At 39.6% G+C, this 12,458-nt stretch carries 13 protein-coding genes and 1 tRNA gene; 12 read left to right on the top strand and 2 right to left on the bottom strand.

All coding sequences use genetic code 11. From position 1 onward, the window contains the following. Nucleotides 1-35: 35 nt before the first annotated feature. From rpoC to FK178_RS07895, 6 genes are all read left to right on the top strand, one after another. Nucleotides 36-4,337 (top strand): DNA-directed RNA polymerase subunit beta', encoded by a 4,302-nt coding sequence (gene rpoC / locus FK178_RS07920; RefSeq protein WP_146833220.1) that lies wholly within the window; start codon nucleotides 36-38, stop codon nucleotides 4,335-4,337. Nucleotides 4,338-4,449: 112 nt separating this feature from the next. Further along, nucleotides 4,450-4,764 (top strand): DUF3467 domain-containing protein, encoded by a 315-nt coding sequence (locus tag FK178_RS07915; protein ID WP_146833217.1) that lies wholly within the window; start codon nucleotides 4,450-4,452, stop codon nucleotides 4,762-4,764. Between the two features lie 152 nt (nucleotides 4,765-4,916). Beyond that, on the top strand, nucleotides 4,917-5,372 hold the full coding sequence (locus tag FK178_RS07910; protein WP_146833215.1) for a hypothetical protein: 456 nt from the start codon (nucleotides 4,917-4,919) through the stop codon (nucleotides 5,370-5,372). A 53-nt stretch (nucleotides 5,373-5,425) separates the two neighbouring features. Continuing rightward, entirely contained in the window at nucleotides 5,426-5,875 is a 450-nt protein-coding gene (locus FK178_RS07905) for a GNAT family N-acetyltransferase (protein WP_146833212.1), read from the top strand. A 148-nt stretch (nucleotides 5,876-6,023) separates the two neighbouring features. Beyond that, nucleotides 6,024-6,353, top strand: coding sequence for a DUF962 domain-containing protein (locus FK178_RS07900; RefSeq protein ID WP_146833209.1), 330 nt, complete (start codon nucleotides 6,024-6,026; stop codon nucleotides 6,351-6,353). After that, the gene (locus tag FK178_RS07895) at nucleotides 6,353-6,766 is read left to right on the top strand and encodes a ribosomal maturation YjgA family protein (protein WP_146833206.1); all 414 of its coding nucleotides are present in this window, start codon (nucleotides 6,353-6,355) and stop codon (nucleotides 6,764-6,766) included. Before FK178_RS07900 ends, FK178_RS07895 begins: the two co-directional genes overlap by 1 nt. Before the next feature lie 8 nt (nucleotides 6,767-6,774). On the opposite strand, the gene FK178_RS07890 is transcribed toward FK178_RS07895, so the two are convergent. Next, a complete protein-coding gene (locus FK178_RS07890; RefSeq protein WP_146833203.1) occupies nucleotides 6,775-8,361 on the bottom strand; it encodes a peptide chain release factor 3 in 1,587 nt (528 codons plus the stop codon). 260 nt (nucleotides 8,362-8,621) lie between these two features. Between FK178_RS07890 and idi the strand changes: the two genes are divergently transcribed. The 6 genes from idi (at nucleotide 8,622) to FK178_RS07860 (ending at nucleotide 11,372) form a co-directional block, all read left to right on the top strand. Further along, a complete protein-coding gene (idi, locus tag FK178_RS07885; RefSeq protein WP_146833200.1) occupies nucleotides 8,622-9,140 on the top strand; it encodes an isopentenyl-diphosphate Delta-isomerase in 519 nt (172 codons plus the stop codon). Further along, nucleotides 9,137-9,547 (top strand): 6-pyruvoyl trahydropterin synthase family protein, encoded by a 411-nt coding sequence (locus FK178_RS07880; protein ID WP_146833197.1) that lies wholly within the window; start codon nucleotides 9,137-9,139, stop codon nucleotides 9,545-9,547. The genes idi and FK178_RS07880 overlap by 4 nt, the downstream gene beginning before the upstream one ends. Continuing rightward, nucleotides 9,547-10,008 (top strand): peroxiredoxin, encoded by a 462-nt coding sequence (locus FK178_RS07875; RefSeq protein WP_146833194.1) that lies wholly within the window; start codon nucleotides 9,547-9,549, stop codon nucleotides 10,006-10,008. The genes FK178_RS07880 and FK178_RS07875 overlap by 1 nt, the downstream gene beginning before the upstream one ends. Beyond that, on the top strand, nucleotides 9,998-10,972 hold the full coding sequence (locus tag FK178_RS07870) for a type I phosphomannose isomerase catalytic subunit (RefSeq protein WP_146833191.1): 975 nt from the start codon (nucleotides 9,998-10,000) through the stop codon (nucleotides 10,970-10,972). The genes FK178_RS07875 and FK178_RS07870 overlap by 11 nt, the downstream gene beginning before the upstream one ends. A 47-nt stretch (nucleotides 10,973-11,019) precedes the next feature. Then, on the top strand, nucleotides 11,020-11,286 hold the full coding sequence (locus tag FK178_RS07865) for a hypothetical protein (RefSeq protein ID WP_146833188.1): 267 nt from the start codon (nucleotides 11,020-11,022) through the stop codon (nucleotides 11,284-11,286). Nucleotides 11,287-11,298: 12 nt separating this feature from the next. After that, nucleotides 11,299-11,372: transfer RNA gene (locus FK178_RS07860), tRNA-Thr, on the top strand. 353 nt (nucleotides 11,373-11,725) lie between these two features. Here the strand turns inward: FK178_RS07860 and FK178_RS07855 are convergent. Further along, entirely contained in the window at nucleotides 11,726-12,457 is a 732-nt protein-coding gene (locus FK178_RS07855; RefSeq protein ID WP_146833186.1) for a DUF4369 domain-containing protein, read from the bottom strand. Nucleotide 12,458 lies beyond the last annotated feature (1 nt).

The raw sequence follows: 12,458 nt of genomic DNA, 5'->3' as shown, positions 1-12,458 counted from the left end.
GATTTTTCACAATAATTATAGCAGCACAGATTATTATGGCTAGAAATAATGAACATACTACAGAAAAGAGATTTAATAAGATCTCGATAGGTTTAGCTTCACCCGAGTCCATTTTGGCAGAGTCTCGCGGGGAAGTTCTAAAGCCTGAAACTATTAACTACCGTACGCACAAACCGGAGCGTGACGGATTATTCTGTGAGCGAATTTTTGGTCCTGTAAAGGATTACGAATGTGCCTGTGGAAAGTATAAGAGAATACGTTACAAGGGAATTGTTTGTGACCGTTGTGGGGTAGAGGTGACAGAAAAGAAAGTACGTCGTGACCGTGTGGGACATATCAATTTGGTAGTTCCTGTGGCACACATCTGGTATTTCCGTTCATTGCCAAACAAAATTGGTTACCTTCTTGGATTACCTTCCAAGAAACTTGATATGATCATCTACTACGAAAGATATGTAGTGATCCAGGCAGGTATTGCAAAAAATGCCGAAGGTGAACAACTTAAAAAGATGGACTTCCTTACAGAGGAGGAATATCTTGATATTCTGGATACCCTTCCGCAGGAAAACCAATACCTTGAGGATACAGATCCTAACAAGTTCATTGCAAAAATGGGTGCCGAGTGTCTTATTGACCTGTTGAGAAGAATAGATCTTAATGAGCTTTCTTACGACCTTAGACACAAAGCAAACCACGAAACTTCAAAACAACGTAAGACTGAAGCTCTTAAGAGACTTCAGGTTGTTGAATCCCTGCGTGACGCCAACAAGAACAGGGAAAACCTTCCTGAGTGGATGATCATGAAGGTAATTCCAATTACTCCTCCTGAACTTAGGCCATTGGTGCCTCTTGATGGTGGACGTTTTGCGACTTCAGATTTAAATGACCTTTACCGTCGTGTTATTATTCGTAACAACCGTCTAAAAAGGTTAATGGAGATCAAAGCTCCTGAAGTAATTCTTCGTAACGAAAAACGTATGTTGCAGGAAGCTGTGGATTCGTTGTTCGATAACACAAGAAAATCTTCGGCAGTAAAAACAGATTCCAACAGGCCGTTGAAATCCCTTTCAGATTCCTTAAAAGGAAAACAAGGGCGTTTCCGTCAAAACCTGCTTGGTAAGCGTGTGGATTATTCGGCACGTTCTGTAATTGTTGTAGGACCTGAATTAAAAATGTTTGAGTGTGGTCTTCCTAAGGATATGGCTGCAGAACTTTACAAGCCGTTCGTAATACGTAAGTTGATCGAAAGAGGTATTGTAAAGACTGTAAAGTCGGCCAAGAAGATCATAGATAAAAAAGAACCGGTAGTATGGGATATTTTAGAGAACGTTCTTAAAGGACATCCTGTATTGCTTAACAGGGCCCCTACATTACACAGGTTAGGTATCCAGGCATTCCAGCCAAAACTTATTGAAGGGAAAGCGATACAGTTACACCCACTTGCGTGTACTGCATTCAACGCCGATTTCGATGGGGATCAAATGGCGGTTCACCTGCCACTTGGGCCGGAAGCAATTCTGGAAGCTCAGTTATTAATGCTTGGTTCTCACAACATCCTTAACCCTGCAAATGGTTCCCCAATTACGGTTCCATCTCAGGATATGGTGCTTGGTCTTTACTATATGACCAAGCCAAGGGTTTCTACAGATGAAGTAAAAATTAAAGGCCAGGGTCTTACGTTTTACTCGGCTGAAGAGGTTGTGATCGCTTATAATGAAAAGAAAGTTGACCTTAACGCGGTGATCAAAATACGCGCTAAAGATTTTAACGAAGAAGGTGTTCTTACAACACAAATCATTGAGACTACAGTAGGTAGGGTTCTGTTTAATGAATCTGTACCGGAAGAAGCCGGATATATCAATGAGGTATTGACCAAGAAATCCCTTAGGGACATCATTGGACGTGTATTAAAAGCTACTAGCGTAGCCGAAACTGCGGCCTTCCTTGATAATATTAAGGATCTTGGATATAAGTTTGCATATACAGGTGGTCTTTCCTTCTCTTTAGGTGATATTATTATCCCTGAAGAAAAAGGTGCAATGATCGCCGATGCAAATGAGCAGGTTGAAGCTATTATAGGAAACTATAATATGGGTCTTATTACTAACAACGAACGTTACAACCAGGTTATCGATATCTGGACATCAACCAACGCAGGTCTAACCGAGTTGGCAATGAAGCGTATTCGTGAGGATAACCAGGGATTCAACTCTGTATATATGATGCTTGACTCCGGAGCAAGGGGATCTAAAGAACAGATCCGTCAGTTAACGGGGATGCGTGGTCTTATGGCCAAGCCTAAAAAATCAAGTTCAGGTGGTGGTGAAATTATTGAGAACCCTATTCTTTCCAACTTTAAGGAAGGTCTTTCGATTCTTGAATACTTTATCTCTACTCACGGTGCACGTAAAGGTCTTGCCGATACCGCACTTAAAACTGCAGATGCCGGGTACTTAACCCGTAGGCTTGTAGATGTTTCACAAGATGTAATTGTAAACGAAGAGGATTGTGGAACCCTGCGTGGAGTTGAAGTAGCACCGCTTAAAAAGAATGATGAGATCGTGGAATCACTTGGTGAAAGGATCCTGGGTCGAATCGCTTTAAATGACATATTTAATCCTATTACCGAAGAGTTACTTGTAGCTTCAGGACAGGAGATAACTGAAAGTGCTGTTGCCAAGATCACCAATGCTCCAATTGAAACAGTTGAAGTACGATCTGCACTTACTTGTGAAGCCAAAAAAGGTATTTGTGTGAAGTGTTACGGTAGAAACCTTTCTACAGATAAACTTGTACAAAGAGGAGAAGCCGTAGGTGTTGTAGCTGCTCAATCTATTGGAGAGCCTGGAACACAGCTTACCCTTCGTACCTTCCACGTGGGTGGTATTGCAGGAAACATTTCAGAAGAGAATAAAGTTATTGCCAAATTCAATGGTATCGCTGAAATTGAAGATCTTAAAGTGGTAAAAGGTGAAGGACCTGATGGTTCTATTACCGATATCGTGATCTCCAGAACATCAGAACTTAAGTTGAAAGATAAAAAGACCGGTGTAGTGCTTACAACAAGCAATATTCCTTACGGTTCACAGATCTTTATCAACGATGGCGATGAAGTGAAGAGAGATGATATTATTTGCCAGTGGGATCCATATAACGGGGTAATCATTTCAGAATTTGCAGGTAAGATCAAATATGAAAATATTGATCAGGGGTATACCTACCAGGTGGAAATAGATGAGCAAACAGGATTCCAGGAAAAAGTAATTACAGATTCCAAGAATAAGAAGCTTATCCCAACCTTATTGATCTTAGGTAAGAAAGACGAAGTAATACGTTCTTACAACTTACCGGTAGGAGCTCACCTTATGGTGGACAAGGACGAAAAGATCAAAGTTGGTAAGATCCTTGTGAAAATACCACGTAGATCTTCTAAAGCGGGGGATATTACGGGTGGTCTTCCAAGAGTAACCGAGCTTTTCGAAGCACGTAACCCTTCCAATCCTGCTGTAGTAAGTGAGATAGATGGTGTTATTTCCTTCGGAAAGATCAAGAGAGGTAACCGTGAGATCATTGTGGAATCCAAACTTGGAGAGGTTAAGAAGTATCTTGTGAAACTTTCAAACCAGATCCTGGTTCAGGAGAACGATTATGTACGTGCAGGAATGCCGTTATCTGACGGGTCTATTACCCCGGAGGATATCCTTGCTATTAAAGGACCAAATGCGGTTCAACAGTATCTTGTAAATGAAGTGCAGGAAGTATATCGTTTACAAGGGGTGAAGATCAACGACAAGCATTTTGAAGTTGTGGTGCGCCAGATGATGAGAAAGGTAAGAATTGTTGATTCAGGAGATACCTTATTCCTTGAAAACCAGTTGATCCATAAATCTGACTTTATCGAAGAGAACGATAAGATCTTTGGAATGAAGGTGATCGAGAATGCAGGAGACTCTACCAATTTAAAGCCTGGTCAAATAGTAACCATTAGGGAACTAAGAGATGAGAACTCCTCATTAAGAAGAGAAGATAAAGAACTTGCTACTGCCAGAGATGCGGTTGCTGCAACTGCAACACCAATTCTACAGGGTATTACAAGGGCTTCCCTTCAAACCAAATCCTTTATCTCGGCGGCTTCCTTCCAGGAAACTACCAAGGTACTTAACGAAGCTGCAGTAGCAGGTAAGATAGATGATCTTGAAGGTCTTAAGGAGAATGTAATTGTTGGGCATAAGATCCCTGCAGGTACAGGTATGAGAGCATATGACCATATTATCGTAGGTTCCAAAGAGGAATTTGACGAGATGTTGGAGAAAAAGCAGGAAGTTAATTATAACTAACAGCAAATATAAGGGCCGCGATTGCGGCCCTTACTATTAAATAGTTCAAATCCCGTCTCCTTACAAGGGGTGACGGGATTTTTTTGTAATTTTAATTGATAAAAAAATAAAGATGAGCGACGAGCAACAACCTAAAAAAGGACAGATCAATATAGAACTTGATGAAAAAGTAGCGGAAGGTATATATTCAAATCTTGCAATTATAAATCATTCGGTTTCAGAATTTGTGGTAGATTTTGTGAGCATTATGCCTGGAACCCCAAAGAGCAAAGTTAAATCCCGAATTATCCTTACTCCCCAACACGCGAAGAGATTGCTAAAAGCCCTGGGAGAAAATGTACACAGATTTGAAAAATCACACGGAGAAATAAAGGATTATGAGCAGCCGCCAATTCCGCTAAATTTTGGCCCCACTGGGCAGGCCTAATATAATTTGGTCTAAAGGAGAAAGAATGATTTAAAGATATTTCAGTATTAGCCAGAAATGAGTTTGAGTTTTCACGCAACCTATTACTTTTTTCGGGTCATATAGATATAAGCTTAATTGATCCTCAATTACTCTAATCTTAAAGGAAATTCATGAAAAATCTTATTTTGTTATTTGTCCTGTCAACTGTATTATCTTCTTGTTCCACCGATGCTGATGAAATCAGCCTGAACAAGGAGGATATTTATGGGAAGTGGAATCTTGTGAAAATGACGGGTAGTTTTGGAAATTCCTTAACTACCGGGGAAGATATGGAATGGCAGGAATCCTATAATTTTAACCGGGATGGAACATTTATAAAGTCCAGATCAAGGGATGGTGAGTTGACAGAAGCTGCGGGAACTTTTGTAATTACAGAAAACGATTCACAATTTAATGATCCTCTTATTAATTTTTCAATAGAGATCGAATTTTCCAATAGTAACAGCATTGCTGCCAGTTGTTATTCCGGAGGGATGAAAGAAGAGCTGTATTTTAGAGGTGACAGGATGTTGAGTAATTATCATGCCTGTGATGGGCCGGGTCTTGAATACAAAAAGTCTAAGTGATCCTAACATTCAATAGGCCTAGTTGAAGCCAAGTAATTCCAAAAATCCATTAAATGTATTTAGTGAAAAGGACCAATGCACGGGATCCTGCTTTTATTGACCTTGTAAGGCTTCTTGATATAGAACTGGAAGTAAGGGATGGGGATGATCATCCTTTTTATGACCAATTCAATAAGCTCGATAAGATTAAGCATGCGGTGGTCATTTCCAAAGAGGGAGTTCCTTTAGGATGTGGTGCATTAAAAGAATTTAAACCTTTAACTATCGAGATAAAACGAATGTTCGTACTGGAAGAGTTTAGAGGAAAAGGTGTGGCAACTCTTATTTTAAATGAACTTGAAACCTGGGCGGCTGAACTTTCTTATAAGTATTGTATCCTTGAGACAGGAATTAATCAACCTGAAGCAATCGCCTTATATCACAAGAACGACTATAAAATTATCACCAATTATGGGCAATATAAGGGGGTTGATACCAGTATATGTTTCCGGAAAGAACTTTAGGAGAATTTAAAGTTTCCCTCATTCAAATTTTTCTTCTATGCTTAACCCCTGGCAAATAGATAAGTGAATCGAAATTTTTTGTATTATTGGAATATGATCGAATAGTTTGGTGGCGATCTTTGATACCACCCGGCTTAAATTATCTTCCATGACAAATCGCATTCAAACTTATACGGAATTCTACCGCTTTTACCTGGAGGAACACCGGGATCCTGTAAGCCGGATCCTGCATTTTATAGGAACCTTCCTTGTTTTTATATTGATCTTTATGGCTATTACCCAAAGTTGGGGTTGGGAATGGATATTTGTTCCCATAGTTGGTTATGGATTTGCCTGGGTGGGACATGCCTTTTTTGAAAAAAATAAACCTGCAACTTTTAAATACCCATTCTGGAGTTTAATTTCAGATTTCAAATTGTTCTTTGAGATCCTTTTAGGCAAACGTTCCTTTGATTCTTCAAAAGATTACAAAATATAATGCGAAAAGTTAAGAAGCGATATCTCTATTCTGCCATCTTCCTGTTTTTAACAGAGCTCTATATTGCCATGAATGTAAAGGATGATTTTATACGTCCTTACCTTGGAGATTTTCTTGTAGTAATACTTATCTATTGCAGCCTTAAAGCCTTTGTAAGAGTTTCAACATTCAAGGCGATTATTATCGTTTTGTTGTTTTCCTATTTGGTAGAGCTTTCCCAATTTTTCAGTCTCGCCAACAGGTTGGGATTGGGTGACAACACAATTGCCCTGATGCTACTGGGAAATTCTTTTTCCTGGAGCGATCTGGTTGCTTACACTGTAGCAGGTATTTTTATACTTTCTTTGGAAAGTGTAATGAAAGGCTCTTTCAAAAAAACTCCAAAACCTGTTACAACCGCAAACCTAAATTGATCTGTTACCTAAAATTCCGATGTGAAATGGAACTTCAATGAGGGATACTTTTGCTGGGTCATTTGTAAAGAGAATTGAGAATCTGCAAAGAAAACCAGTTGGCCTCGTTTATCATGCGCAAGGTATTTGGCTTTCACCCTTTTAAATTCCTTAAACTCCTCGCTTTTGGGATCTTTTGTCTCTACCCAGGTAGCTTTGTAAACATTCAGGTTTTCATAGGTGCATTTTGCGCCATATTCATGTTCCAATCTATATTGGATCACCTCAAACTGAAGTGCCCCTACCGTTCCAATTACCTTCCTTCCGTTCATTTCCAGGGTAAATAACTGGGCCACCCCTTCATCCATTAACTGGTCTACTCCCTTTTCCAATTGCTTGGTCTTCATAGGATCGGCATTATTAATATATCTGAAATGCTCTGGTGAAAAACTTGGTACACCACGGTAATGGAGCAATTCCCCTTCAGTTAATGTATCGCCTATCTTAAAATTTCCCGTGTCATGTAAACCCACAATATCTCCCGGATAGGAAACATCCACGATCTCTTTCTTTTCAGCAAAAAAAGCATTGGGACTGGAAAATTTGAAATTCTTGCCCTGTCTCACGTGCAGGTAGGGTTTATTTCTTTCAAACATCCCGGAAACCACCTTCACAAATGCAAGCCTGTCACGGTGCTTGGGGTCCATATTCGCATGAATTTTGAACACAAAGCCGGTAAATTGTTTCTCGTCCGGTTGTACCGTGCGTTCCTCACTTGCTTTGGCGCGGGGAGTGGGGGCAATGCTTACAAAGCAATCCAGCAGTTCCCTAACCCCAAAATTATTAAGGGCTGAACCAAAAAATACGGGTTGCAGGTTTCCTGACAGGTATTCATCCTTATCAAATTCGGGATAAACCCCGTAAGCCAGTTCCAGTTCGGTACGTAGATTATCGGCGGCTTTTTCACCAATAAGTTTGTCAAGTTCAGGACCGCCCAGGTCGCTTATCTCTATAGTATCTTCTATATCCTTTTTAGGGTCTCCCGTAAAAAGATTTACATTCTTTTCCCAGATGTTGTAGATCCCTTTGAAATCATAACCCATTCCAATTGGGAAACTAAGCGGGGTAACGCTAAGGTTCAATTTTTGCTCAATTTCATCCAGCAATTCAAAGGCATCTTTCCCTTCACGGTCCATTTTATTAATAAAAACGATCATTGGGATATTACGCATCCTGCAAACTTCTACAAGTTTTTCGGTTTGTTCCTCGACCCCTTTGGCAACATCTATAACTACTATTACACTGTCTACAGCAGTTAAGGTCCTGAAGGTGTCTTCAGCAAAATCCTTGTGACCGGGCGTATCAAGAATATTGATCTTTACCCCGTCATATTCAAACGCAAGAACCGATGTTGCTACCGATATCCCCCGTTGGCGCTCAATTTCCATGAAATCACTCGTTGCACCCTTTTTGATCTTATTGGATTTTACTGCCCCCGCTTCATGGATGGCACCCCCAAAAAGAAGTAACTTTTCTGTTAGGGTTGTTTTTCCGGCATCGGGGTGAGAAATGATACCAAAGGTTCTTCTGCGTTTAATCTCGTCAGTAAATTTCATAAACTAATTCAGGTTGCTTTAAGATCTTCCGGGAGCAGCCGGGAGATATGCACAGCTATAAAATAAACAGGATCGCAGGATCCGGGATTACTTTTACCTATGCGGTATTGAGGCTGCAAAGATAAAATAATTGTACAAGAAAATGGAATTGTTAATCAAATAGGTTTTAAATGATCCTAATTGGTTAAATAGTTTGGCAGTGCCTAATTTTCTTATGATTTGGCCGGCCGATTTTGTATTTTTGAAAATCAAAATAAGCTATGCAGGAAGAAAATGTGATCCTCGTTAATGAGAAGGATGAGCAAATAGGATTAATGCCTAAAATGGAAGCTCATCAAAAAGGAATCCTTCACCGGGCATTCTCGGTATTTGTCTTTAACCAAAAAAATGAACTTATGCTGCAGCAACGTGCGCATAGTAAATATCATTCCCCGGGGCTGTGGACCAATACCTGCTGCAGTCATCAACGTGAGGGGGAATCTAATATAGAGGCCGGTAAAAGAAGATTGGAGGAAGAAATGGGATTTAGTACAGAACTTAAGGATACGATCTCTTTTATTTACAAGGCTCCGTTTGATAATGGCCTTACGGAGCATGAATTTGATCATATCCTTGTGGGGAAATATGAGAAAGATCCTGTGCTTAACCCCGAAGAAGCTTCTGCATTTAAATGGATGAGCCTTGAAAATGTGAAGAAAGATATGGAGGTAAATCCCGAAATATATACCGCCTGGTTCAAAATAATTTTTGATAAATATTACCAAACTATCAGGCAATGAAGGTAACAGTAAACAGAAAAGCGCATTTTAATGCGGCACATAGATTATATCGAAAGGATTGGGACGATTCAAAGAATGAAAACGTTTTTGGTAAGTGCAGCAACCCCAACTTTCATGGCCATAATTATGAGCTTGTAGTTTCAGTAACCGGGGAAATTGATAAAGAAACCGGTTTTGTGGTAGATATGAAGATCCTGAAGGATCTGATATATTCAGAAATTGAGATTGCATTTGATCACAAAAATTTAAATGTGGAGGTGGCCGAATTCAAGGAATTGAATCCCACAGCTGAAAATATCGCTGTGGTCATCTGGAATAAACTGAAACCTAAATTAAAACCTGAACTGGAACTTGCCATAACGCTTTATGAGACACCCAGAAACTTTGTAACTTATAAAGGCGAATAATGACATTAAAATCCGGTGATCCTATTCCAGATATATCCTTAAAAGATAAGGAAGGAAAACTATTTAGCCTGTCCGGTTTGAAAGGAAAGGCGGCTGTGATCTATTTTTATCCCAGGAACTTTACCCCAGGTTGTACTACAGAAGCCTGTGATTTTCGTGATAAATATGAAGATTTTAAAGATCTGGGAGCAGAAGTTGTAGCGATTAGTGCAGATTCTGAAGCATCTCACCGCAAATTTGTTGAACAATACAACTTGCCGTTTATATTCCTGTCTGATCCCGAAAATAAGGCTAAAAAAGCATTTGGAGTAAAAGCATCTTTGCTGGGAATAATACCTGGGCGTGAGACTTTTGTTTTTGATAAGAATGGCCTTTTACGAATGCGGTATAATAGTTTAAAAGCAGCACAGCATACTACAAAGGCCATTGATGCATTAAAAGAAATGGAACATGAAGGATGATCTTTATTTGTTGAAATTTGAGCCTATCCTTAAAGAAAAGATATGGGGAGGTAGCCGGCTTAAGGAATTATTCGGTAAGAAATCCACTTCTTCCAAAACAGGGGAAAGCTGGGAGATCTCAGATGTAGAAAACAACAGTTCGATAGTTAAAAATGGCACTCTTAAAGGGAAAACAATACAATGGCTTCTGGAAGAATACAGGGAAAAATTTGTTGGAAAAAAGGTGTTTGAGGTCTTTGGGAACAAATTCCCGCTTCTTATAAAATTCATTGATGCTGCTGAAACACTTTCTGTGCAATTACATCCCGATGATAAAATAGCCAAAGAAAAGCACAACTCTTTTGGTAAGACCGAAATGTGGTATATCATGCAGGCAGGCAAGGATGCCGAGCTTATTCTTGGATTTGGGGGTGAAATGTCTAAATCAAAATATAAAAACCTGGTTGAGACGGGGGAGTTGGCCGGGGCACTTAACCGGGAAAAAGTGGATCAAGGAGATGCATTTATAATTAAACCGGGGTTGATCCATGCCATAGGCGCCGGCGTAGTACTTGCTGAAATTCAACAAACCTCAGATCTTACTTACAGGATATATGACTGGGACAGGGATGCAGGGAATGGTGAGAAAAGGGAATTACATACAGAACTTGCTATGGAAGCCATAGACCTATCGGGGAAGGAGGATTTCAGGATCAATTATAAACCTATTCCCAATGCAGCCGCAGAGGTAATAAATACCAAATATTTCCGGACCAATATTATTCAGGCAAATGGTAACTTGTCGCGGGATTACACTCAATTGGATTCTTTTGTGATTCTAATAGGGGTAGAAGGCGGCAGTGTGGTTTCCTACCGGGGAAAAAGCGAGGAATTAAAGCGGGGGGAAACCCTGTTAGTGCCCGCATCTATTGAAAAAATAGTAATAGAAGGGGATAAGGCAAAAATTTTAGAGGTAAGTTTATAATTGTATTTAAAAATACCTTAAATTCGCAGCCTAAAATTTCATTAAAGATGGCAAGTAAAAGATTGTTGAAAAGGGATGTTAACTATGTAATGGGAGATATAATTGAGGCAGCATACGTTCATCAATTGGCAAACCCAAAACAAGACACGAAAAAAACTGAAGAAATAGTTGATGAGGCTATTAAAGGTTTTGACGAGTTAATGGCCAAGATCAACCAGAAAAAGATCGAGAATAAAAAACAACATTTTAAAGCAATTGAAAAAGACCTTGAAACAAAAGCTCAGGATCTTGTTGCTAAAATAAATAGTTTATAATATTTAGTTGATGCCGATGTAGCTCAGCTGGCTAGAGCAGCTGATTTGTAATCAGCAGGTCGTGGGTTCGAGTCCCTCTATCGGCTCATATTTAAAGCCTCCTTTTTGGAGGCTTTTTTAATGGATATAATCTAGGGTACGAGCCCTGATGGTTATCCTGAGTCTTGAGCGGAACCGTGTTATAACACGCTGTTGAAGAGAGGTCTTCTACCGGCGCACCTTTAATGCCTCCTTTTAGATTTATGGATCAATTAGGACATTCCAATCCTCCGGGGCCTGAGTACTGTGCACAAGATTTATCCAGATTAAAGGTGCCTTAAGTAGCCCTTTCCGGAAGAAATAAGTTTTTTTGAATTCTGAATACCGGAAATTGCCTGGTATCACTAATAAAAAAACCGAAAGCGAACTTTCGGTTTAAATATTATAATGGAAGAAGTTGCTATTGTTCCTCTACCCGGGCCTCCAGCTTTTCAAGCTTCCTTCGTTCTTTCAGGAAGTCTTTAAGTTCCTTGCCATACATAGATTTTTTAACCTCTGGGGTCATAGAATTATAAATAGTATCCAGATATTTTATGTTGGCATCAAAAACTTCAGATAATGCCAGGTATGGCGCTATTTCCAGGTTTTTGTTATTAATGGCGTAATTCACCGTAAATAAGTATTTGCGTCTAAGCAGCTTGTCATAATCCCGGTTGGTTTCCAGAATAAGGTCTTCGTTATTATCCCTCTGGGCTTCAAAGTTCTTTTGGATAAGGTCCAGGTTTGCATCATTGAACCGCTGCATCATTTTTCGGTACTCTACCAATTTTTCCTGGTTGGCAGAACCTGTTACTTTCGCATCTCCCTGGAAATTTTTTAAAGTGGTATTTATGGTCACTTCCCCTTCTTCAGCAAAAAATTCGACCCTGTCATCATAATTCTCGTTATCTACCTTATCGAGGTAGAGGTACATCATTTGCGGACTCTTTATATAGTCCTGTAAAACAAAATTTGCATCTCCTTTAATAACTACAGAATCTACATTTATAAGCAGGGTATCCTGGATCTTTTGAAGATACAGGGTTCCCTTTTTTAGTCCTGCAATATTACCGCTTACGGTAAGATTACTTTCCTTAGTTGAACAGGCAGAAAAGGCAACAAGAACAATTAATAAAACCAGAAGTTTTTTCATG

The sequence above is a fragment of the Antarcticibacterium arcticum genome (genome assembly GCF_007993795.1).
GTDB lineage: Bacteria > Bacteroidota > Bacteroidia > Flavobacteriales > Flavobacteriaceae > Gillisia > Gillisia arctica.
This window is presented reverse-complemented; position numbering and strand designations above follow the sequence as displayed.

What these genes read in the sequence shown, in the direction of transcription:
- FK178_RS07900 (WP_146833209.1), top strand. Translation starts at nt 6,024, where the DNA reads ATGACAAATCGCATTCAAACTTATACGGAATTCTACCGCTTTTACCTG.
- FK178_RS07865 (WP_146833188.1), top strand. Translation starts at nt 11,020, where the DNA reads ATGGCAAGTAAAAGATTGTTGAAAAGGGATGTTAACTATGTAATGGGA.
- FK178_RS07855 (WP_146833186.1), bottom strand. Translation starts at nt 12,457, where the DNA reads ATGAAAAAACTTCTGGTTTTATTAATTGTTCTTGTTGCCTTTTCTGCC.
- FK178_RS07915 (WP_146833217.1), top strand. Translation starts at nt 4,450, where the DNA reads ATGAGCGACGAGCAACAACCTAAAAAAGGACAGATCAATATAGAACTT.
- FK178_RS07890 (WP_146833203.1), bottom strand. Translation starts at nt 8,361, where the DNA reads ATGAAATTTACTGACGAGATTAAACGCAGAAGAACCTTTGGTATCATT.
- rpoC (WP_146833220.1), top strand. Translation starts at nt 36, where the DNA reads ATGGCTAGAAATAATGAACATACTACAGAAAAGAGATTTAATAAGATC.
- idi (WP_146833200.1), top strand. Translation starts at nt 8,622, where the DNA reads ATGCAGGAAGAAAATGTGATCCTCGTTAATGAGAAGGATGAGCAAATA.
- FK178_RS07870 (WP_146833191.1), top strand. Translation starts at nt 9,998, where the DNA reads ATGAAGGATGATCTTTATTTGTTGAAATTTGAGCCTATCCTTAAAGAA.
- FK178_RS07905 (WP_146833212.1), top strand. Translation starts at nt 5,426, where the DNA reads ATGTATTTAGTGAAAAGGACCAATGCACGGGATCCTGCTTTTATTGAC.
- FK178_RS07875 (WP_146833194.1), top strand. Translation starts at nt 9,547, where the DNA reads ATGACATTAAAATCCGGTGATCCTATTCCAGATATATCCTTAAAAGAT.
- FK178_RS07910 (WP_146833215.1), top strand. Translation starts at nt 4,917, where the DNA reads ATGAAAAATCTTATTTTGTTATTTGTCCTGTCAACTGTATTATCTTCT.
- FK178_RS07880 (WP_146833197.1), top strand. Translation starts at nt 9,137, where the DNA reads ATGAAGGTAACAGTAAACAGAAAAGCGCATTTTAATGCGGCACATAGA.
- FK178_RS07895 (WP_146833206.1), top strand. Translation starts at nt 6,353, where the DNA reads ATGCGAAAAGTTAAGAAGCGATATCTCTATTCTGCCATCTTCCTGTTT.